Origin of the sequence: Halorubrum miltondacostae (genome assembly GCF_041379815.1) — an archaeon.
Classification (GTDB): Archaea; Halobacteriota; Halobacteria; order Halobacteriales; family Haloferacaceae; genus Halorubrum; species Halorubrum miltondacostae.
Genome location: NZ_JBEDNY010000004.1, coordinates 63,639 through 83,484 on the forward strand (window position 1 = coordinate 63,639; position 19,846 = coordinate 83,484).

Below are 19,846 nucleotides of genomic sequence, written 5' to 3' on the forward strand. Positions count from 1 at the left end.
CTCAGGTGAGCGTGCGTGGATCGGCAACGACGACCGATTCGTCGCCCGCCGGGCTGCGGCGGGTCCCGCGTGGCGCGAACCCGTGCGCGCTGAAGAACTCCTCCGCGCTGGGCCGGTCCGCGGGGACCGTCGCGCGGAGCACCTCGATCCCCTGCCTGGCGAGCGCGCTGCCGACCCGGGCGAGCAGTTCGTCCGCCACGCCCTCGCCGGCGCGGTTCGGGTGGACCCACAGCGCCAGCAGCTCCGCCTCCGTCCCGTCGGGGTCGGGGTGTGCGATCGCTAGGCCGACGGGTCCCTCCTCGTCGTGTTCCATCAGGAACGACCACTCCGCCTCGGCGGCGGCCTCGCGGACGCCGGCGGCGGACACGTCCAGTAAGGGCGCGCCGATGTCGTCGAACACCGTCTCCTCGCGGGCTCGCGAGACCGCCGTTCGAAGGTCCTCCGCGTCGTCGGGCCGAGCCGCCCGGACATCCATATTTAACCATGAGTAAAGAACACACCTATACGTTTCGGGATGCGGATCGTTGTCACAGTATCGCCCGGGCGAGAGCCGCGCTTCGCCGAGACAGAAAACGCGACGCGTTGGGGCGCTACGCGACGGGCTCGACGCCGATCGTGACCGCGACGCCCTCGACCTCCCACTCCTCGACGAGGCCGCCAGCGGCGTCGGCGGCGTCGTTCGCGTCGTCGAGCCACGCGTCGGCGCGCACCTCGCCGGCGATCAGGTCGGCGTGGTCGTCGACGAAGCCGGCGACGCGGTCGTCATCGGCCGCGACGCCGACGCGGATCCGCGCCTCCACGTCCAGGTCGAGCTCTTTCCGCATCTCCTGGATCCGGCGGATCACGTCGCGGGCGTACCCCTCGGACTCGATGTCGGCGGTCAGCGAGGTGTCGACGTAGACCGTGCCGCCCTCGAAGTCGGCCCCGGAGACGTGCTCCGGCGGCTCCGCGACGTACTCGACCATCTCGTCGTCGAGGTCGACCGGTTCGCCGTCGACGGCGACCGCGCCGCCCTCGACCTCGGCGCGGGTCGCGCCCTGGACCGCCTCCATCACCTTCTGGGCGTCGCCGCCGAACGCCGGCCCGATGGCGGCCATCTGCGGCTCGGCCGTCTCGATCAGCTCGTCGAAGGCCTCGGTGACGACCACGTCGCGGGCGTTGACCCGGTCGGCGATCAGCGGTTCGAGGCGGTCGACCGCGGCCGCGACCGTCTCGTCGTCCGTCTCGACGACGACGCGCGGCACGGGCCAGCGGAGCTTGCGGCCGGCCTGCTGGCGCGCGTTCGCGGCCGCCTCCTCGATGTCCCGGAAGGCCGCCACGTCGCGTTCGAGGTCGTCGTCGCGCAGGCTCGCGTCCGGCTCGGGGTACGACAGCGCGTGGACCGTCGTCGCCCCGCCGTCGAGTCGCTGGTACATCCGCTCGGTGAGGTACGGCGCGATTGGGGCGAGCAGCCGGATCACCTCGTCGAGGACCGTCGCGAGCGTGGCGTACGCGCCGCGCTTCGAGGCGGAGTCGGCCTCCTCCCACATGCGGTCGCGGACGGCCTTCACGTAGAACCGCGAGACGTCCTGCGTGACGAACTCGATCACGGCGTTGACCGCGTCGCTGACCCGGTAGTCGTCCCAGGCGTCGGCGACCTCGGCCTCCACGGACTGGAGCCGCGAGAGCACCCACTCGTCGACGAGTTCGAGCTCGCCGTCCGAGAGGTCGGCGTCGGCCGGGTCGTAGCCGTCGAGGTCCATGTACTCCAACGGGAACCGGAACACGTTCCAGAGGATGTTGAGCTTGCCCTGGATCTCGCCGAGCCCGTCCCACTCGAACGCGAGGTCGACGCCCTGCTGGTCGTGGCTGAGCAGGTAGGTCCGGAGCGGGTCGCGGCCGGCGCGCTCGATCGCCTCCTCCGGCGTGACGATGTTGCCGACCGACTTCGACATCTTCCGGCCGTCCTCGTCGTTGGCGAAGCCGTGCATCAGCACCTCCTCGTAGGGGATCTCGCCGACCGCGGCGGTCCCCATACCGAGCTGCGACCAGAACCAGCCCCGGGTCTGGTCGTGCGCCTCGATGATGAGGTCGGCGGGCCACAGCTCGTCGTGCGCGGCCTCGTCGCTCGGGTAGCCGAGCGTGCCCCACGAGGCGACCGAGGAGTCGAGCCACACGTCGAACACGTCCTCGACGCGGCGGTAGGTCGTCCCGTCCTCGACGATCGTGAGGTCGTCGACGGCGGGGCGGTGGAGGTCGATCGACTCGGGGTCGATGTCCTCCTCGACGCGCTCGGCGAGCTCCTCGCGGGTACCGACCACGATCATGTCCTCGTCGAGGTTCCCCGCCTCGGCGTCCTCGGGGACCCAGATCGGGATCGGGACGCCCCAGTAGCGCTGGCGGGAGACGTTCCAGTCGGGCGCGTCTTGGATGAAGTCGCGGAAGCGGTTGTCCCGCGCCCAGTCGGGGTGCCACTCCGAGTCCTCCATGTTGTCGAGGAGGTCGTCTTTCACGTCCGTGATCGAGATGAACCACTGGTCGGTGACCAGCTGAATGATCCCGGTGTCACAGCGCCAGCAGTGGCCGTAGCTGTGGTCGACGGTGCCGTGCGAGAGCATGTGTCCGTCCGCGACGAGGTCATCGATGATGTCGTCGTTGGCGTCGCGCACGAACTGGCCGGCGTACTCGCCGGCGGCCGCCTCGAACTCACCGTTCGGGCCGACCGGGCAGTGGACGTCGAGCCCGAGTTCGGTGCCGCGGTGGAAGTCCTCCTCCCCGTGGCCCGGCGCGGAGTGGACCAGTCCGGTGCGGTCGGCCTCGACGTAGTCGGCGGCGTACACCTGACCGGCCCCCTCGAAGTCGGGGTACTCGGCGACGTGGTCGGCGAGGGGGTGGTCGTACGCCCAGCCGACGAGCTCGTCGCCGGTCAGCTCGGCCTCGATCTCGTAGTCCTCGTAGCGCCCCTCGCCGAGCACGTCCTCGACGCACTCCGCGGCGACGTAGAGGAGCTCCGCCTCGCCGTCCTTCTCCGCGCGGACCGCGTTGTAGGTGAGCTCCTCGTCGACGGCGACGAAGGTGTTCGCGGGGATGGTCCACGGCGTCGTCGTCCAGATGACGAGGCTCCCCTCGCGGTCGGCGAGCGGGAACTTCACGTAGATCGAGGGGTCTTCGACGTCCTCGTACTCGACCTCGTTGTTGGCGAGGCCGGTTTCGCAGCGCGGACACTGCGAGATGGACCGCTTCCCCTGCTCGACGAGCCCGTTGTCGGCGACCTCGGAGAACGCCCACCAGGCGGCCTCCATGTACTCCGGCGAGATGGTCTCGTACGGGTTGTCCCAGTCCATCCACGCGCCGATCGACTTGAAGTCCTCGTCCATCGCCGCCCGGTTCTCCAGGGCGAACTCCTTACACTTCTCGATGAACGACTCCATCCCGTACTCCTCGATGTCCCGCTTGTTCTCGAAGCCGAGCTCCTCCTCGACTTTCACCTCGATCGGGAGCCCGTGCATGTCGTAGCCGGGGCGGTCGGTGACGCGGTGGCCGGTCATCCGCTTGTACCGGATGACGGCGTCTTTCAGCGTCTTGTTCCAGGCCGTCCCGAGGTGCATCTGCCCAGAGGTGTACGGCGGGCCGTCCACGAAAAAGAACGGCGGGTCGTCGGCGTGCGCCTCCTTCGCCGCCTCGTAGGCGTCGTGGTCGTCCCAGTACTCGTCGACCGCGGCCTCGACGTCCGCGGGCGCGTACTGGTCGTCGATCTGCTCCATATGCGTTGGTCTGCGCGCGCGTATTTGAATACGGCGGAGTCGTGGGAAGAGTTCAGATCAAGCCGGCCCGACCGGGGCCCGCGCGGTCGCCTCGCACCCGGAGGGACTGCGGCCGCTTCGAGACGGCCGCGGCGTCCGGACCGAGACCGGTAGCAGCCCCATACCAATACATGACCAGCCCGTCTAGCTCCCCGTGTATGAACGTCTCACGCCCGGCCCTCGTCGTCGCGGTAGCCCTGTTGGTCGCCGCCGTCGCGGCCGGCGGCGTGGCCGGTCAGCAGGCCGACCCGGTGACGCTCACCGTCGCCGTCACCGATCAGGACGGCGACGCGCTCGGCGGCGTGACCGTCGACGCGGCGTGGGAGACCGAGTCGGGGGAGACCGGGACCGTCTCGGGCGCGACGGCGAGTAACGGGAAGGTGTTCCTCGACGTCCCCGAGGGAGCGAGCGTCGAACTCGACGTCGACGACGACACCTACGTCCGGAACCGGCCGCTTCAGATCGACGAAGCGACCGCGAGGGACGTCAATCTCGGCGTCACGCGGAGCGGGACCGCGACCGTGTCGGTCGTCGACGGCCAGAATCGGTCGCAGGCCGACGCGAGGGTGACCGTCCGCGAAGACGGCCGCACGGTCGACCGCGGGGAGACCGGCTCGGACGGCACCTACGAGACGGCGCGCCTCGAGCGCGGCGACTACGAGGTCGTGGCCGTGAAGCCGGGGTACTTCGAGGCGTCTCGCACCGTGACGGTGGCGGGAGACAACGAGACCGAGATCGCGATCGAACGCGGCACCACGACCCTCGACGTCCGCACGTTCGACGATCACTTCGACCCGCCGATGCCGATCGAGACGGGAGCGGTGCGGGCCTCCTCGTCGGTGTTCGACGGACGGGTGAGCGTGACTGAGGGGACGGCCTCGCTCACCGTGCCCGTGAACGCGCTGTACACGGTCGAGGTCGTCAAAGAGGGGTACGAGTCGTCCGTTGAACGGGTCAGGGTGCGGGAGTCGCCGGTGAGCGCGAACGCCACCGCGCAGCGGAGCGCCGCCCTCTCGGTCTCCGCGGCGAACGAGGCCGTCATCGTCGGGGAGACGACGCGCGTGACCGTGCGGAACGCCTACGACGAGCCGGTCGCGGGCGCGGCCGTCGAGGTGGACGGCGAGGTCGTCGGGGAGACCGACGACCGCGGCGAGATCGAAGTGCCGATACGGACCGCCGGCGACCGGACAGTCGTCGCCCGGAACAACGACGCGACGGCCGACCTGATAACCGTGACGGGGGTCGAGCAGTCGGAGGAGCCCGCCGGGAACGACTCCGGCGACGAGGGGGCGGGGAGCGCCGGAGACGGCTCCGACGGCGGCGACGGGGACACCGACGACCGAATCCCCGGGTTCGGCGTCGTCGCGGCGCTCCTCGCCGTCTTGACCGTGGCCGCCGCGAGCCGCGTCCGCGGTCGGTGAGGGGCTAGCACGGTGGTCGGCTCGGGCAGCGGGCGGCGCGGAGGCGGTCGCTTAGCGGGGCGCTGGTTCCTCGGCGAAGTAGTCGGCGAGCCGCTCCGCGGCCTCGGCCGCGCGCGGCGTCACCAAAGCGAACCGGATCCAGTCGCTGCGGGCGGTGCCGAACGCCTCGCCGGGCATCCCCGCGACGCCCGCCTCGTCGACCAGTCGCTTGACGTTCGCCATCGTGCCGGGGAAGCTGTCGAAGCGCGCGAGGACGTAGAACGCCCCCTCAGGGCGGCTGTACTCCGCGCCGGCCGCATCGAGGGCGTCGGTGAACGCCGCGACGCGGTCCGCGAGCAGCTCCCGCGACTCGGCGTAGTACTCCGGCGGCGTCTCAGCGAGCGCGTGGTACACCGCGTACTGCGAGGGGCGCGCGCCGGCGACGTTCACCAGCATGTGCCGCGTCTTGGCGTCGTCGACGTGCGACTCGGGGAAGATCCCGTAGCCGACGCGGAACCCCGTGATCGCCATCGACTTCGAGAAGCCGCTGGTGACGATCACGCGGTCGTCGTCTAGGGTCAGCGCCGACTCGAACGAGCCGGAGAGGTCGAACCGGCCGTACACCTCGTCGACGACGACAAGCGCGTCGACCGCCGCCGCGACGTCGGCGACCTCGCGGACCGCGTCGAGGTCGTAGACGGCCCCGGTGGGGTTGTTCGGCGTGTTGAGGACGATCAGGGCCGTGTCCTCGCTCGCCGCCTCGCGGATCGCGTCGACGTCGAGCCCGCCGTCTCGCGTCGTCGGCACGAGCGTCGGAGTCCCGTCGAGCAGGTGGGTCTTCCCGGGGTAGTACGGGTACACCGGGTCCATGAGCAGCGCCTCGTCGCCCGCGTCGCGGTCCAGCGCGCGGGCCATCGCGAGGTAGTTCGCCTCGCCCGTCCCGTTGGTGACGACCACGCGCCCGGGGTCGACGCCGCGGCGCTCGGCGATCACCTCCCGGAGCTCGCGGAGCCCCTCGCTCGGCGGGTACTGGAAGTCGGCGGGCGGGCGGTCGGCGTACTCGCGGAGCGCCTCGCGGAGCGCGGCGGGCGGCTCCCAGTCGGGGTTGCCGCTCACCATGTCGATGACGTCGCCGGCGGCGGCCGCGGCGTACTGCATCACGTGGAAGAACTTCGGCTCCTCGTACTCCATACGGGCGGGTCGGGCGCGCCCGCCGTGGCTCTTTCGCCCGGAACGCGCGCCGCGTTGGACCGCCTCGGCGCGGCGACCGTTACTACGGAGGGCCGCCTCGGTGTGTCGACCGCTGCTGCGAGGGACCGCCTCGGCGCGGCGACCGCCGCCGCGATCCGGTGGTTTGACCTATCGACGGACGCACTCCGAGAGCATGAACAAACGCGGTCACGTTCTCAACGGCCTGCTGCTCGCCCTGGGGCTCGGCTTCATCCTTGAGCCGAGCCTCGACGCCGCGACCGCGACGACGGTCGCCGAGATCACCGCCCCCGTCGTGCTGGGGGCACTGTTTCCCGACGTCGACACCGCCTTCGGCCGCCATCGGAAGACCCTCCACAGCCTCCCCGTGCTGGCGATCTTCCTCGCGTATCCGATCGTCTTCGGCAACCTCCAGTACGTGTGGATCGGTGTGTTGACCCACTACGTCCTCGACGTGGTCGGGAGCAAGCGCGGCATCGCGCTGTTCCACCCGCTCTCGGACAGGGAGTTCGGGTTCCCGAGCGGCGTGACGACGAGCAGCAAGTACGCCGACCTCGTCACCGTGATCATCACCGCGATCGAGCTGGCGGCCTTCTGGGCGATCCACACGTACGTCGTGAACCTAGACTTGGACCTCTCGGTCGCCTCCGAGGCCGCGGCTGGGTTCGGACTCTGACCGAGGCCGCGGCCGGGAACCGCACCGTTCCGCGACGCTCGTCCGACCGCTCACTCGTAGACGCTCACGTCGTCGAACCGCCCCTCGTAGGCGACGTTCGACGGCAGCGTCGGCTCGTTGCCGGAGAGGAACATCCGGTCGAGCTTCGCCCACGTGTTCTCGTAGCCGAGGTGCGCGAACTCGACGAGGCCGCGGAGCTGGTGGCCGGCGCCGCCGCGGTGGATGACGGTTCGGGGGCGGCGCTCCCGGAAGGCCTCGACGACTGCCGCCTCGTCTGCGAGGTCGTCGTCGAAGGCCGTCCACGCCTCGCCGACCGTGCCGGAGAGGTGGGCGTACGAGGAGCCGAACCCGGCGCAGCCGGTCTCCGCCGCGGTCCGGCGGGCGCGCGCGTTCTGGTGCGGCAGGAGCTTGGTGTTGTACGTCTCGACCGCGTCGATCCGCTCGGCGTGAGCGTCGACCTCGGGCCGCGTGAGCGAGATGGTAGCGAATCCGGGGTGGGGAACGAGGACGGCCGCGTCCTGGCGCTCGAACTCGGCCATCGCGCCCTCGAAGGTGATGTAGTCGGGGACGGGGTCGGAGAGGCCCAAGACGAGGAGGTGGCGGCGGTTCCCCCAGTCGCCGGTGAACACCTCGCGGGCGGGGATGACCTGAAGCTCGTCGTCGGTGTACCGGGCCGCACGCTCGCGGATCGTCGGGAGGCGCGTAAAGTGCGGCGCGTACACGAGCGCGTCGATGTCGCGGGCCTTCGCCCGGGCGACGACCTCGTCGTCGAGCACCTTGACGTGGGCGTCGACGCGCGTTTGCGATCGGGTCACGGCCGGAGGGTCGTCGCGCCCGCGCAAAGGGGTATCGTTCGACGACGACGGTGCCGCGACCGCGGGTCCGACGCCGCGGCGCGGACGGCGCCGGGCGCCCCGGCGTCGCGCGCGGCGGCCGCCCGGCTGACCCGCGCCGAGTTGGGAAACCGTTAATCCCCCTCGGGCGAGAGTCTGGGTATGGCTCCTCGCTGGACGTGCGGCATCGGCGACTGCGACGCCGCCTTCGACGACGTGGAGGCGGCGATCGTCCACCAGACGAACGACCACCAGCGCCACGAGTGTAAGGTGTGCGGCACCATCGTCCCCGACGGCTACTTCGCGATCCGCCACGCGTTCGACGAGCACACCCGCGCCGAGTTCGTCCGCGCGTACGACGCCGACTCGGCGGCGGTGCGCCGCCGCGAGGAGATCAAAGGCGAGGTCGAGTCGGAGGCGGACCTCCAGCGGGTCGTCGAACAGCTCGACCGCGGCGTCTGATCCGCCCCCGCCCTGAGTTAGAGGACCCGCTTGCCGAGCGCGCTCGCCGCTAGCTCCGTCGCCAGCTCCGCGGTCTCGTTGTGCTGGTCCAGCGTCGGATTCACCTCGACGATCTCCATCGAGCGGAGCGCGTCGGTCTCGTCGACGATCTCCATCGCGCTGTGGGCCTCCCGGTAGGTGACCCCGCCCCGGACCGGCGTCCCGACGCCGGGCGCGGCGTTCGGGTCGAGCCAGTCGAGATCGAGGCTAACGTGGATCCCGTCGACGCCGGTCGAGGCGACGGTCAGCGCCTCCTCGGTGACCTCCGTGATCCCCCGCTCGTCGATGTCGGACATCGTGTACGCCGCGAACCCGCGGTCGCGGATCAGCTCTACCTCCGCCTCGTCGACCGATCGGAGCCCGACCAAGGCGACGTTCTCCGGCGAGAGCCCCGGCGCGTTCGCCCACTCGGTGTCCGCGAACTCGTCGATGCCGAGCGCGGCCGCCAGCGGCATGCCGTGGACGTTCCCAGAAGGCGTCGTCGCGGGCGTGTTGAGGTCGGCGTGCGCGTCGAACCACACGGCCCCGATGTCCGCGTCGCGGGCGGACCCCGAGAGGCTCCCGATGGCGATGGAGTGGTCACCGCCGAGCGCGAGCGGCACCTCGCCGTCGGCGAGCGTCGCCGCGACCTCGTCACCGAGCTGGCGACAGACCTCTTCGGTCTCGCGGAGAAACTTCGCTTTCCCCTCGCTCGGCGCGTCCGCGTCCGGGTCGCGCTCCTCCGCCCGCGGAACGAGGAGGTCGCCCGCGTCGACGGTCTCGACGCCGGCTCCGGCGAGTTGGTCGGCGAGCCCGCCGTAGCGGATCGCCGAGGGTCCCATGTCGACCCCGCGTCGGTTCGCTCCGTAGTCGGTCGGCGCGCCGATAATCCTGACCGTGGTCATACCGGTCACGCGACGCGCCGCCGCTTCAATGGTGGGGATCGGTCGCCGCGGCCCATGGTCGCCTCGTCGGTGTCGGCGGGGTCGTCGGCGAGCGACCGGCCGGATCGGACACCGTTTTGCGGCCGCGCCCCCTCGGAGCAGATATGAGCAGTTCCGACCCCCGGTCGGTCGACCCGAGCGACATCGAGCCGATCGGCGCGGTCATCGCGGTCGCGTTCACCGGCGCGGCGATCGGGCTCGCGGGCGCCGCGGTGTCGTTCGTCGCCGTCGACTTCGGCGTCGCGCTGATCGGCGTCGGCGTCGTCGTCGCGCTCTCTAGCCCGATCGCGTACGTCCGGATGAAGCGGCTACGCGGGGAGTGAGCCGGGAGTGCGCGTCACCGCAGGGTCTGGCCATCGACGGTATTCCACACGATCATTTATAAGTGAATTCCATCGCATTTAAGCGGGGGCACGGTGTATTTACGACCATGTCATCGATCGAGCTCACGTCGAGCCAGAAGAGCATCCTCACGGCCCTGATCAACCTCTACGGGGAGCAGGAGGATGCCGTGAAGGGCGAGGCCATCGCCGAGGAAGTCGACCGCAACCCGGGGACGATCCGCAACCAGATGCAGAGCCTCAAGGCCCTCCAGCTCGTCGAGGGCGTCCCGGGCCCGAAGGGCGGCTACAAGCCCACCTCGAACGCGTACGAGGCGCTCGACATCCAGCGCATGGACGAGCCCGCCGACGTCCCGATCTTCCACGAGGGCGATCAGGTCGAGGGGGTCAACGTCGACGGGATCGACCTCTCCAGCGTCCACCACCCGGAGCTGTGCCGCGCCGAGATCCACGTCCAGGGGTCGGTCCGCGACTTCCACGAGGGCGACAGCGTCACCGTCGGCCCGACGCCGCTCTCGAAGCTCGTCGTCGACGGCACGGTCGACGGCAAAGACGACACCGCGAACATTCTCATCCTGCGGATCGACGACATGCGGGCGCCCGACGAGCCGGCCGAGCACTGACCCGGCCGCGATCTACTCGGTTTTCACCGGATCGTTATTCGTTCGAATCGCTCGACAGCGGCCGCGCCCGCGTCGTCGAGTCAACGTAGTAGACCGCGTCGAAAGCCTCGGCGTAGCGGTACTCGGTCAGCGCGTCTTCCGGTGTGGACGGGTCGTACGTTACACCCGTCTCGAAGGTGCGGCACGGGTGGCCGAGCCAGTCGGCGAGTTCCCGCTCGCCGTCCGCGAGCGCCCCGCGGACATCGAGGAACGCGACGGCGTGGCCGGTCGCTCCCAGCGCGTCGTCGAACGCGCCGGTCTCCGACCGCGGAACCGAAACGCGTCGCAGCGTCCGTTCGTCGTCGGCGTCTTCGGTCGGTGCGATCGCCTGGAACTCGCCGCCGCCGAACGAGAACCCGACCGCGAGGTACTCCTCGCCGTACCGCTCGGCGAGGCGAGTCCCGGCGGACGGCCCCGCGATCTCCGTCCGGCGGCGCCGGCCGACGCGGTTGAGGTGACTGTCGTGAGCCCACAGCGCGATCCGCTCGGTGGGTGTGCGTTCCAGGAGCCACGCGGCGTTTTCCGCCATCGCCTTGTCACGAATGTACAGCGCACGGGACGGGAGGTCGTCCTCCGGCGCCCCGGCGGCGTCCCACTCGCGAACGGCCACACGGTAGTCCGTCGCTCTGTCGATGACGGTGACGAACCGCTCCGCGAACGCCGCGTCGCGCTCGCTCGTGGCCCGGACGTACGCCTCGCGGTTCTCGCGGATCCGGTCGCGAAGGCGCGGAACGAGTTCGGTCGCGGCCGCGGCCGCGTCGGAGGCGTCCTCGTCCTGATGCGCGGGAACGCCGCGGCCGTCGACCGTGGCGAGGTCGGGGTCGACCCGGTCGAGCAAGGCGGGGTCGGCCTCGCGGAGGAAATCGCGAAGCCGGTCGACGGCGCCCGTCGTGTACTGGACGTCTACGCCGTGGAACCGCACGCGGTCGTCGGGCGGGCGTTCCGCATTGAACGCCCGAAGCCACTCGATCAGGTCGCGGACGGCTTCGACGTTCCACGTCCAGAAGTAGATCCCGTCGAGTGCTGCCTCCGGGTCTCCTTCCCCGTGGACGATGTACTCGTTGACGGCGAGCGTCTCGGGGAAGTTGGCTTCGAGCGCGACGAGCCGACAGTCGAGTTCCGCGACCATGTGGCGGATGAACTGGCCCTTCAGTTCGAAGAACTCCCGCGTTCCGTGGGTGGCCTCTCCGAGGCCGACAACGGCCGCGTCGGCGAGTCGATCGCGAAGCGGGCCGCGCTCGGGGAGCGAGGCGGCGGGATCGGCGGTCCCTAGCGACACGGTGTGATCGGTGAGCGATTCCGTCGGGGGTGAGTCGTGTGACATGTGCGTTCGGTGGCGGCTGCTGGTTTCGATCGAGACCTGCGGCAGCCCAGCGGCTCCCGCGACCGAGCGAAGAGAACGACGGCGGCTCGGAGGGCAGTGACTACGCGAACGTCGCTGGTCGCCGCAACGCGTTCAGGAGCTGCCTCAGCGGGGGATACGAAGCACGCGTTTGTCCATGCGAGCGAGAAAAATAACCGTTGGGTGACGCGAACCGTCGACGCTTACATGTCGCCGAACGCGCTGACGCCGCGGCCCGCGGAAGAGACCTTGGCGATCCAGCGCGTGGCGATGGCCTTCTTCAGCAGCTTCGCGGGCGTGCCGCCGAACGTCTGGATGGGCATGCCTATCACGTCGTGGGCGACCGCCTCCTCCCCGACGGAGATGACCGTCCCCTTGTCCTCGTGGGTCCACGAGCGGAGCGGCGCACCGCGGGCGGCGCGAGCGAGGTTTGCGCCGGCGACCTCCGCGGCCTGCCAAGCGGCCTGCGCGGTCGGCGGGGCCACGTCGTCCTCGCCCTGCTCGACCAGCGCGGTGTCGCCGATGGCGAACACGCGGTCGTCGCTGGTGGAGAAGTCAGAGCCGGCGTGGACGCGGTGCGACCGCTCGTCCTGCTCGACCTCGACGCCCTCGATCTCGGGCTGGCCCGTGATGCCGCCGGTCCAGACCAGCACGTCGTACGCGAGCTCCTCCGGCTCCTCGTCCTCGCCGCCGCCGAGGTAGACCGCCTCCTCGTCGGCCTCCGATATGAAGTCGCCGGTGAGGATCTCGACGTCCGCGTCCTCCAGCCGCTGGCGGAGCGCGTCCTGGATCTGCGGGTCGTTGCCGGGGAAGACCTCGTCGAGCCCCTCGACCAGCGTGATCTCGATCGGCGCGCGGTGCTTGTCGCGGTACTCGGCGATCTCGCCGGCCGTCTGGATGCCGGAGAGGCCGGCGCCGCCGACGATGACCTCGGCCGGGTCAGAGCGGGTCGCGTCGGCGGCCGCCTCGCGGACGTCCTCGTGGATCGCCTTCGCGTCGTCGAGCCCCTTCAGCTGGTGAGCGTTCTCCTTCAGCCCCTCGATGCCGAAGAAGGCCGTCGTCGAGCCGACGCCGAGAAGGAGGTAGTCGTAGTCGACGGTCGTCCCGTCGTCGGTCTCGACGACCCGATCCTCGGTGTCGACGTCGACGACCCGGCCCTTCACGAAGTCGGACTCGGGCGACTTGATCTCGTCGACGGGGATCGTGATCTTGTCTTCGACCGCCGGGTTGCGGATCGCGCGGTGGACCTCGTGGAGAACGAGGTGGTAGTCGTGTTCCGAGATCCACGTGAGCTCGGCTTCGCCTTCGCCGACCTCGTCTTCGAACGCCTTCACCGCCCCTGCGCCGGCGTACCCGGAGCCGACGACGACGACCTGTGTACTCATGCGTGTAGGTCCGCGGTGCGCAGATAAAGTCGCTTTGGAACGCTCGCAGGCAAATATCGCCACCGCGGCGGCCTCGGGGAGTCGTTACAGCGAGAGCCCGGCGTGCCAGCGATCCGCGCCCGCCTCCCGTTTGACCTCGTCCATCCGCGCGAGGAGCTTCACCGCGAGGCTCGCAGTCTCGGCCGCGCGCGACTCGCCCTCCGTGCGGAACTCGCCGGTCACGCGGTTGGCGTACACCGAGCAGACCGCGCCGGCGCGGAGCCCGTATACGTTCGCGATCGTGAGGATCGCCGACGCCTCCATCTCGATGTTCTTCACGTTCACGTCCCGGAGCTCCGCGACGAGCTCGTCGGAGCCGGCGGCCTCGAACCCCTCGAACCCGGGGCGACCCTGGCCGGCGTAGAACGAGTCGGCGCTCATCGTCACGCCGGTGTGGTAGTCGTGGCCGAGCCGCTCGGCGGCGGCGACTAACGCGGAGACGACCTCGCCGTCGGCGGCCGCCGGGTAGTCCTCGCGGACGTACTCGTCGCTCGTCCCCTCCTGCCGGACGGCCCCGGTCGTGATCACGAGGTCGCCGACGTCCATCTCCGGCTGGATCGCGCCGCAGGAGCCGACGCGGATGAACGTCTCGACGCCGACGCGCGCCAGCTCCTCCACGGCGATGGCCGCCGAGGGCGAACCGATCCCGGTCGAGGTCACCGAGATCGGCGCGCCGTCGTAGCTGCCGGTCGCGGTGCGGTACTCTCGGTGGCTCGCGACCTCCTCGTGGTCGTCCCACAGCGCCGTGACCTTGTCGACGCGCTCGGGGTTGCCCGGGAGGAGGACGGCGTCGGCGACGTCCTCCGGCGCGGCCTCGACGTGGTATCCGGCACCGTCGTTGGGGTCCTCGCTGTCGTCGGTCATGTCTCCGTCCTTCGGCGAGGCGTATAAAAGGAGTTCCGTCTCGGTCGCCCGGAGCCGTTCCCCGGGAGTCAGTCCTGCCTGGCGTCGTCGAGCGTCCCCTCGTTGATCGTGTTCGGGAGCAGTTCGCCGAGGGTGTACTCCGTCACCGCGTCGTCGCCCTCGTCGCAGGCGACGACAAGGTCGTCGGCCGCGAACTCGGCGAGCGTCTGGCGGCACATCCCGCAGGGGGTGACCCCGTCGTGGACGCCCGAGGAGACTGCGATCCGGTCGAACTCGCGGTGGCCGTGCTTCACCGCCTCCGCGATCGCGACCTCCTCGGCGTGGAGGCTGTTGGAGTAGTTCGCGTTCTCGATGTTACAGCCCGTGTAGACGGTGCCGTCGGCGGTCCGGAGCGCGGCGCCGACGCGGTACTCGGAGTACGGGACGTGGGCGGCCTCTAAGGCGTCGCGCGCCGCGGCGATCAGCTCGTCCATACTGACGGGTGAGCCGGCGGGCCGATAACTGTACTGTGTCGCGGGCGCGTCGCCCGGCTCCCGGGCGGCTGGGTGACCCGGCTACCGATCACTCCGCGTCGGTCCAGGCCGAGAAGCCGCCGTCGATGAGCGTGTCGGCCTGCTGGCGGATGTACTCGCGCTGCGTGTCGACCACCGCGGTCGCGAAGTCGGCGCCGTCGTCGAGGCGGGCGCGGACCCGGTCACGCTTCCAGCTCGCCGGCGTCGTGCGGTTCGCGACGCGCCAGCGGAGCGGCGCGATCCACTCCGCGGCCTCATCGTCCGCGCAGCCGGCGGTCCGGAGCCCCGCCTCCGCGTGGTCGAGGAGGTCCGCGTACAGCGCGTCCGTGTCCGTCGTGCGCTCCCCGTCGAGCCCGATCCACGTCATGTCGGCGTCGAGGCCGTCCGCGACGGCGGCGTAGAAATTGTCGCGGGCGGTCTCCCAGTCGAGGCCGATCACGGGGTGGTCCCGCTGCGCGAGCGCCTGCATCAGCCCCGCGAACGCCGCCTGAAACGCGATTGAGTCCCGGACCGTCGGCTGGCCGGGGATCGGCCGGAACTCGATCCGGGCGTTCGCCGCCGAGCGGCCCGCGCCCTCGAACACCGGGCGGACCCAGCGCCAGTAGCTGCCGTGTTTCGTTCGGAACGTGGCGAACGCGTCGTCGAACCGGTCGCTGCCGCCCGGGTCCGGCATCGGGATCAGCGTCTCGTCGGCCGCGATGCGGTCGACAGCGGTCTCGACGTCGCGGAAGTCGCGCGGGAACCGGACCTTGTCCGCGTCGGTCCGGGCGTTGAGGACGGACTCGAACACGTGGACGCGGTTCTCCGTCGCCCCCTCGGCGAGGACGCGCTCGCCGTCCCAGCCGTCGTCGTACAGCTCGGGCGGGAAGAACGGCGAGTTGACCCCGAGCGCCAGCAGCGGGCCGGCGATCCGGAGCGCGTACCGGAAGTGCCGCGGCAGCGTCTCGGCGTGGGCCACCTGGTAGTGCGGCTGGATCGACGTGATGAGGCTCTCGGGCATCACCGTCTCCGCCGCCAGTGACACGCCCGGCGCGTCGAGGGTGACAACCGGGTCCGATTCGGCGTCGGCCGCGGCTCCGTCCCCGTCGGCGAGGTCGTCCCGGCGCGAGTTCGCCATCGCGTGGTACCGGACCGCGTCGCTCATGTTGACCGCGACGACGACGCCGTCGACCGCGACGCTGTCCGTGAGGTACCCCTCGGCGGTCTCGCCCGCGGGCGGGATGGTCCAGAGCCCGTCGGAGACGAGCCGCATCCCCTCGACGCCCGCGGTGTTCTCGGCGGCCTCCAGCCGCGCGCGGACCTCGGCGAGCTGGGCGCGGAGCCCGTGGTCCGAGAGCGGCTGCGGGCTCGTACACATCTCGGCGTTGTGGAGCCCAAGCTCCTTCTCGAAGCCCATCAACTCCAGCAGGCGGCGCGGCACGCGCATCAGCGCGTACTCGCCCGCCCGCGACTCCTCGCTCCACCGCCCGTCGCCGACCGCGTAGAACTCGTACTCGAAGCCGACGATCGACTGGTGGTTGTCGAAGGCGCCGTCGCGCAGCGCCTGTTTGACGATCTCGGCCTCCTCGGCCGCGCGCTCGGCGAACGCCTCGGCGTCGACCGAAAGCGCCTCCCGGACCCCGTCGGCCAGCGCGGACTCGGTGGTCATGCGACCGGGAGAGGTGTCGGCGAGGTAAAAAGGCCTCCGGCCGCGAGGGCCGTTCCGTCCGGTTCGACCGTCCGCCCGGTTCGTCTACTGGTTCGCCGAGCGCGCGTCGAGCGCGACCGGGATCGACCGGCTCGCCACGTCGCCCGCGAACGCCTCGTCGTCTGCCTCAAGCAGGTCGAACGTGTCGTAGTGGATCGGCACGACGAGGTCGGGCCCCATCGCCTCGGCCAGGTCGGCCGCCTCGCGCCGGTCCGAGACGATGCCGCCCCCGCCGATGTTGGCGAGGAAGACGGAGACGTCGAGCTCGGCGAACCCGTCGAGCGCGTCGGAGTCGCCGGGCCAGAAGACGGTGCGGCCGCCGAGCGACAGGAGGTAGCCGCAGCCGAACCCGGGCGGGTGCGCGACCGAGCCGTCGGCGTCCGCGTTCGGCCCCTCCGGGTCGTTGTGGGCCGGGATCGACCACACTCGGACCTCGCCGGCGGGCGTCCCGACGTCGACGCGGTCCTCCTCGCCGACGCGAACGACCTCGTAGTCGGCCGCGAGCGCGTCGATCGGTTCCACGTCGCGGTCGATGCCGGCGGGGTCGACCGCCTCGTAGATCACGACCGTCGCGTCCTCGCTCGCGACCGACCGGATTCCGTCGCTGTCGTAGTGGTGGTCATGGGTGACGAGGACAAGGTCGCCATCGCGCGCCCAGTAGTCATCGAGGACGCCGTACCGCCCGGGGTCGGTGTAGACGACCGGGCCCCCGTCCGTCTCCAGCCGCGCCGTCGCGTAGCCGAGCCACTCCACCGAGAGTTCCTCGTAGCGGACCGTCATGTCACTGCCTGCGGCCGCGGTCGTCTTGAGGGTGGCTATCGGTCGCGGTCGGTGTCGCCGGCGGCGTCGTCCACCGGCTCGGCGTCGCCGATCACCGAGAGGTCCCACGCCGCAGCGAGCGCGTCGTCGTCGAGCGCCCGACCCAGCGCGTGTTCGGGCACGAGCGGCATCGGAACCGGGACGTAGCCCGCCTCGCGCATCGCACCGAACCCGCCGACCGTCTCGACCACGGTGCCGTCGTCGCCGCGCCGGACCCGGAACCGCTTGTCGTCCGGGTCGCGGCGGTAGGCGAACGGGAACGCCTCGTCGGGCGGCGTCTGAAGACTGGCGACCCCGCCGAGGACGGCGATCGGGTCGCCGTCGACCTCGCAGACGAGCCGTGGGACGGCCGGCCGTCCGTCGTCGCCCATCGCGGCGGCGTCGACGTCGGCGTGGGCGGCGACCGGACCGGCTGGGGTGTCCGTCTCCCGCCACGAGAGCGTCGGGTCGCCGAGCCCCTCGTAGTGGACGCAGGCGTAGCCGCCGCCCGAGACGGGGACTCGGTCCGGACCAAGGTGGAACGTCCGCCGGCCGTCGGTCCGCGCGACGAGGAGCGGTGGGTCGGCGAGGAGGTCGCGCACGGCGGCCGCGGTGTCGGCGTTGGGGGCGACGAACAGGGCGCGCCGGTCGCGGTCGAGCGCGTGGCCGAGTCGCGAGACGATCACCGTGGGCGTGGCGTCGTCCGCGGCGAGCGGTTCGACCGCGACCCGATCGTCGCCGCGCGTCGCGACGGCCGGGGGCTCGGCGGCGCTCTCGGGGCGGGCGACCTCGAACCCCTCGGCGGCGAGCCGATCGGCGGCCGCGTCGGTGAGGTCGCGCCGCGTCGCGTCGCCGAGCGGGCCTGGCATGCGAACGGCTACGAGCCGGAGCGTGAAGGAGTTTCGCGTGGCGGAACGTCAGTCGTCGCCGGCGAACCGACGGATGCGGGCGAGCGAGTCGGCGTCGTCGACGTCCTTGTCCTCGCGGACGCCGACGAACCGGGGGAATCGGAGCGCGTAGCCCGCGGAGTACGTCGGCGACGTCTGGATCTCCTCGTAGCCGACCTCGACCACCAGTTCGGGGTCGAACGCGACCGTCGTCCCCGTCTCCTCGACCACGAGCGGCTCCAGCCGGTCCGTCAGATCGGCGAGCGCCTCGTCGGTGATCCCGGTCGCCACCTTCCCGACCGTGACGTACCCCGGTGGCGCGAGGTCGTCGGCGTCGCGGTCGTCGGCGTCACGACCGGCTGGGTCGCTCGCGCCGTCCTCGTCGCGGACCGCGAGCAGGAACGTGCCGAACAGCTCCGCGCGCCGCCCCTCGCCCCACTCGGCGCCGACGACGACCGCGTCGAGCGTCTCCACGTCGGGCTTTCGCTTCAGCCAGTCGCGCCCGCGGTCGCCGGGGGTGTACGCCGACTCGGGGTTCTTCAGCATGACTCCCTCGTGGCCCGCGTCGAGCGCGGCCCGCTCTTCGGCCGCGATCGCGTCCGCGTCCGCGGCGAGGGTGAGGTCAGCGGCCGCGTCCGGGAGGACTTCGCGGAGCCGGTCGTGGCGGACGCGGAGTGGCTCGTCGAGCAGGTCGTCGCCGTCGGCGTGGAGGCAGTCGAACGCGTGGAGCCGCAGCGAGACCGCCTCGCGCATCCGGTCGATGTCGTGCTTCCGCCGGAACCGCCGCAGCACCTCCTGAAACGGAAGCGGGTCGCCGTCGTCGTCGACCGCGACGACCTCGCCGTCGAGGATGACGGGGACGTCGACGCGGTCGGCGACGTACTCGTCGATCTCGGGGAGCGCTTCCGTCACGTCGTCCATGTTCCGCGAGTAGAGTCGCGGGCCGAGCGCCGCGTCTTCGCCGCCGAGGGCGTCGCTGTCCGGCGCGCCGTCGTCCGCCTCGACTCCGTCCGGCGCGTAGTGGATCTGAACGCGGGCCCCGTCGAACTTCGTCTCGACCGCGACCTCGCCGAACGCGTCGACCGCGTCGGTCGCGTTGCCCGCCTGCGCGAGCATCGCCTGGACCGGGCGGCCGACGCGCAGCGACTCCGCGCGGAGCCCCGCCGGTCCCTCGTCGCGGGCCCGGACCGCGACGCGCCCGTAGTCGTTCGTCACCTGAAGCGCGCGTTCGACGGCCGCGACCGCGTCGTCTGGCGCGGCGAGTTCGGGATCGTCGCCGTCGGCGGGACCGTCATCGTCGCCCTCGGAGTCATCGCCGTCGGCAGGCGTCGGTTCGGGGGACAGGAACGCCTCCGCGATCCCGTCCCGGACCGTCCCTTCGCCGACGCCGAGCCGCATCTCACCGAGGACCAGTCGGGCGAGGAACGCGGCCTCGCTCGGCGAACAACGAGTGAACAGCCCGAACAGGGCGTCGCGCTTGCGCGACTCGCTGCCGTCGCCGCTCACGGCCGCGAGGTCGCGCAGTTCCTCGTCGACCGCCGCCACGGTGAGCGCGTCGCGACCGGACCCGAACGCGGCGAGTCCCTGCTGGCCGCCGAGGTCGTACGCGGCCGCGACCGCGCCGATCTCCCCTCGCTCCGCGAGGCGGTCCTCGACGTCGGCGGCGTCGACGTTCGGGCCCGCGGCGCGGGCGACGGCCTCGCGGCAGAGCGCGGGGCCGACGTCAAGCGTGCGGGTGTCGTGGGCCGGGAAGACGCGCCCGAGGAGGAACCGGACGACGACCGGGAGGTCGTCGCCCGCCCCGCGGTCCGCGCCGCCGTCGCCGGCGTTCGCGAGCAGGTCGGCGACCTCGAGGGTCGTCTCGATGTCGCCGTCGTGCGCGGCCACCCGTTCCGCCCGTTCAGCCAGCGCGGCGAACTCCATACGCGTCCGGTCGGCGGTCGGCGGGCAAAAGCGACGCGATGACGCGCGGAAGCGTCAGCGCCGCGATCGGAGAACGCGGAAG

At 71.3% G+C, this 19,846-nt stretch carries 18 protein-coding genes; 5 read left to right on the forward strand and 13 right to left on the reverse strand.

Annotated elements, in window-relative coordinates; genetic code table 11:
* Window position 1 precedes the first annotated feature (1 nt).
* The gene (locus ABNG04_RS12440) at window positions 2-475 is read right to left on the reverse strand and encodes a GNAT family N-acetyltransferase (protein ID WP_371162734.1); all 474 of its coding nucleotides are present in this window, start codon (window positions 473-475) and stop codon (window positions 2-4) included.
* A gap of 115 nt (window positions 476-590) precedes the next feature.
* The gene (ileS, locus tag ABNG04_RS12445; protein ID WP_371162735.1) at window positions 591-3,743 is read right to left on the reverse strand and encodes an isoleucine--tRNA ligase; all 3,153 of its coding nucleotides are present in this window, start codon (window positions 3,741-3,743) and stop codon (window positions 591-593) included.
* 197 nt (window positions 3,744-3,940) lie between these two features.
* Here ileS and ABNG04_RS12450 point away from each other — a divergent pair, with 197 nt between their 5' ends.
* A complete protein-coding gene (locus ABNG04_RS12450) occupies window positions 3,941-5,203 on the forward strand; it encodes a carboxypeptidase-like regulatory domain-containing protein (protein ID WP_371162736.1) in 1,263 nt (420 codons plus the stop codon).
* Between the two features lie 51 nt (window positions 5,204-5,254).
* Here the strand turns inward: ABNG04_RS12450 and ABNG04_RS12455 are convergent, their stop codons facing one another.
* On the reverse strand, window positions 5,255-6,373 hold the full coding sequence (locus ABNG04_RS12455; RefSeq protein WP_371162737.1) for a pyridoxal phosphate-dependent aminotransferase: 1,119 nt from the start codon (window positions 6,371-6,373) through the stop codon (window positions 5,255-5,257).
* A gap of 193 nt (window positions 6,374-6,566) precedes the next feature.
* On the opposite strand from ABNG04_RS12455, the gene ABNG04_RS12460 reads away from it, so the two are divergent.
* Window positions 6,567-7,067 carry a metal-dependent hydrolase gene (locus tag ABNG04_RS12460; protein WP_371162738.1) on the forward strand — a complete coding sequence of 167 codons (501 nt, stop codon included), beginning with the start codon at window positions 6,567-6,569 and terminating at the stop codon, window positions 7,065-7,067.
* A 50-nt stretch (window positions 7,068-7,117) separates the two neighbouring features.
* Here ABNG04_RS12460 and ABNG04_RS12465 read toward each other — a convergent pair whose 3' ends face one another.
* Window positions 7,118-7,909: a PHP-associated domain-containing protein gene (locus ABNG04_RS12465; protein ID WP_371162739.1), complete on the reverse strand. Its 792-nt coding sequence runs from the start codon at window positions 7,907-7,909 to the stop codon at window positions 7,118-7,120.
* 153 nt (window positions 7,910-8,062) lie between these two features.
* On the opposite strand from ABNG04_RS12465, the gene ABNG04_RS12470 reads away from it, so the two are divergent.
* On the forward strand, window positions 8,063-8,362 hold the full coding sequence (locus ABNG04_RS12470; RefSeq protein ID WP_371162740.1) for a DUF7565 family protein: 300 nt from the start codon (window positions 8,063-8,065) through the stop codon (window positions 8,360-8,362).
* A gap of 17 nt (window positions 8,363-8,379) precedes the next feature.
* Here the strand turns inward: ABNG04_RS12470 and rocF are convergent, their stop codons facing one another.
* Window positions 8,380-9,285, reverse strand: a complete 906-nt coding sequence (gene rocF / locus ABNG04_RS12475; RefSeq protein ID WP_297886893.1) for an arginase — start codon at window positions 9,283-9,285, stop codon at window positions 8,380-8,382.
* Between the two features lie 143 nt (window positions 9,286-9,428).
* Between rocF and ABNG04_RS12480 the strand changes: the two genes are divergently transcribed.
* A complete protein-coding gene (locus ABNG04_RS12480; protein ID WP_371162741.1) occupies window positions 9,429-9,647 on the forward strand; it encodes a hypothetical protein in 219 nt (72 codons plus the stop codon).
* Window positions 9,648-9,754: 107 nt separating this feature from the next.
* Window positions 9,755-10,288, forward strand: a complete 534-nt coding sequence (locus tag ABNG04_RS12485; protein WP_006113045.1) for an Rrf2 family transcriptional regulator — start codon at window positions 9,755-9,757, stop codon at window positions 10,286-10,288.
* 34 nt (window positions 10,289-10,322) lie between these two features.
* Here the strand turns inward: ABNG04_RS12485 and ABNG04_RS12490 are convergent, their stop codons facing one another.
* The 8 genes from ABNG04_RS12490 to ligA all read right to left on the reverse strand — a co-directional run bounded on the left by ABNG04_RS12490 (window position 10,323) and on the right by ligA (window position 19,764).
* Window positions 10,323-11,651, reverse strand: a complete 1,329-nt coding sequence (locus ABNG04_RS12490) for an erythromycin esterase family protein (protein ID WP_371162742.1) — start codon at window positions 11,649-11,651, stop codon at window positions 10,323-10,325.
* Between the two features lie 221 nt (window positions 11,652-11,872).
* On the reverse strand, window positions 11,873-13,054 hold the full coding sequence (locus ABNG04_RS12495; RefSeq protein ID WP_371162743.1) for an NAD(P)/FAD-dependent oxidoreductase: 1,182 nt from the start codon (window positions 13,052-13,054) through the stop codon (window positions 11,873-11,875).
* Between the two features lie 84 nt (window positions 13,055-13,138).
* A complete protein-coding gene (locus tag ABNG04_RS12500) occupies window positions 13,139-13,957 on the reverse strand; it encodes a nucleoside phosphorylase (RefSeq protein WP_371162744.1) in 819 nt (272 codons plus the stop codon).
* 68 nt (window positions 13,958-14,025) lie between these two features.
* Window positions 14,026-14,430: a cytidine deaminase gene (gene cdd, locus ABNG04_RS12505; RefSeq protein WP_371162745.1), complete on the reverse strand. Its 405-nt coding sequence runs from the start codon at window positions 14,428-14,430 to the stop codon at window positions 14,026-14,028.
* A gap of 88 nt (window positions 14,431-14,518) precedes the next feature.
* Window positions 14,519-16,117: a glutamate-cysteine ligase family protein gene (locus ABNG04_RS12510; protein ID WP_371162746.1), complete on the reverse strand. Its 1,599-nt coding sequence runs from the start codon at window positions 16,115-16,117 to the stop codon at window positions 14,519-14,521.
* An 84-nt stretch (window positions 16,118-16,201) separates the two neighbouring features.
* On the reverse strand, window positions 16,202-16,936 hold the full coding sequence (locus tag ABNG04_RS12515) for an MBL fold metallo-hydrolase (protein ID WP_371162747.1): 735 nt from the start codon (window positions 16,934-16,936) through the stop codon (window positions 16,202-16,204).
* A 35-nt stretch (window positions 16,937-16,971) separates the two neighbouring features.
* Window positions 16,972-17,823 (reverse strand): hypothetical protein, encoded by an 852-nt coding sequence (locus tag ABNG04_RS12520; protein WP_371162748.1) that lies wholly within the window; start codon window positions 17,821-17,823, stop codon window positions 16,972-16,974.
* Between the two features lie 48 nt (window positions 17,824-17,871).
* Complete coding sequence (ligA, locus tag ABNG04_RS12525; protein ID WP_371162749.1) at window positions 17,872-19,764, reverse strand: ATP-dependent DNA ligase LigA; 1,893 nt, start codon at window positions 19,762-19,764, stop codon at window positions 17,872-17,874.
* Window positions 19,765-19,846 lie beyond the last annotated feature (82 nt).

What these genes read in the sequence shown, in the direction of transcription:
- ABNG04_RS12440 (WP_371162734.1), bottom strand. Translation starts at nt 475, where the DNA reads ATGGATGTCCGGGCGGCTCGGCCCGACGACGCGGAGGACCTTCGAACG.
- ileS (WP_371162735.1), bottom strand. Translation starts at nt 3,743, where the DNA reads ATGGAGCAGATCGACGACCAGTACGCGCCCGCGGACGTCGAGGCCGCG.
- ABNG04_RS12450 (WP_371162736.1), top strand. Translation starts at nt 3,941, where the DNA reads ATGAACGTCTCACGCCCGGCCCTCGTCGTCGCGGTAGCCCTGTTGGTC.
- ABNG04_RS12455 (WP_371162737.1), bottom strand. Translation starts at nt 6,373, where the DNA reads ATGGAGTACGAGGAGCCGAAGTTCTTCCACGTGATGCAGTACGCCGCG.
- ABNG04_RS12460 (WP_371162738.1), top strand. Translation starts at nt 6,567, where the DNA reads ATGAACAAACGCGGTCACGTTCTCAACGGCCTGCTGCTCGCCCTGGGG.
- ABNG04_RS12470 (WP_371162740.1), top strand. Translation starts at nt 8,063, where the DNA reads ATGGCTCCTCGCTGGACGTGCGGCATCGGCGACTGCGACGCCGCCTTC.
- rocF (WP_297886893.1), bottom strand. Translation starts at nt 9,285, where the DNA reads ATGACCACGGTCAGGATTATCGGCGCGCCGACCGACTACGGAGCGAAC.
- ABNG04_RS12480 (WP_371162741.1), top strand. Translation starts at nt 9,429, where the DNA reads ATGAGCAGTTCCGACCCCCGGTCGGTCGACCCGAGCGACATCGAGCCG.
- ABNG04_RS12485 (WP_006113045.1), top strand. Translation starts at nt 9,755, where the DNA reads ATGTCATCGATCGAGCTCACGTCGAGCCAGAAGAGCATCCTCACGGCC.
- ABNG04_RS12490 (WP_371162742.1), bottom strand. Translation starts at nt 11,651, where the DNA reads ATGTCACACGACTCACCCCCGACGGAATCGCTCACCGATCACACCGTG.
- ABNG04_RS12495 (WP_371162743.1), bottom strand. Translation starts at nt 13,054, where the DNA reads ATGAGTACACAGGTCGTCGTCGTCGGCTCCGGGTACGCCGGCGCAGGG.
- ABNG04_RS12500 (WP_371162744.1), bottom strand. Translation starts at nt 13,957, where the DNA reads ATGACCGACGACAGCGAGGACCCCAACGACGGTGCCGGATACCACGTC.
- cdd (WP_371162745.1), bottom strand. Translation starts at nt 14,430, where the DNA reads ATGGACGAGCTGATCGCCGCGGCGCGCGACGCCTTAGAGGCCGCCCAC.
- ABNG04_RS12510 (WP_371162746.1), bottom strand. Translation starts at nt 16,117, where the DNA reads ATGACCACCGAGTCCGCGCTGGCCGACGGGGTCCGGGAGGCGCTTTCG.
- ABNG04_RS12515 (WP_371162747.1), bottom strand. Translation starts at nt 16,936, where the DNA reads ATGACGGTCCGCTACGAGGAACTCTCGGTGGAGTGGCTCGGCTACGCG.
- ABNG04_RS12520 (WP_371162748.1), bottom strand. Translation starts at nt 17,823, where the DNA reads ATGCCAGGCCCGCTCGGCGACGCGACGCGGCGCGACCTCACCGACGCG.
- ligA (WP_371162749.1), bottom strand. Translation starts at nt 19,764, where the DNA reads ATGGAGTTCGCCGCGCTGGCTGAACGGGCGGAACGGGTGGCCGCGCAC.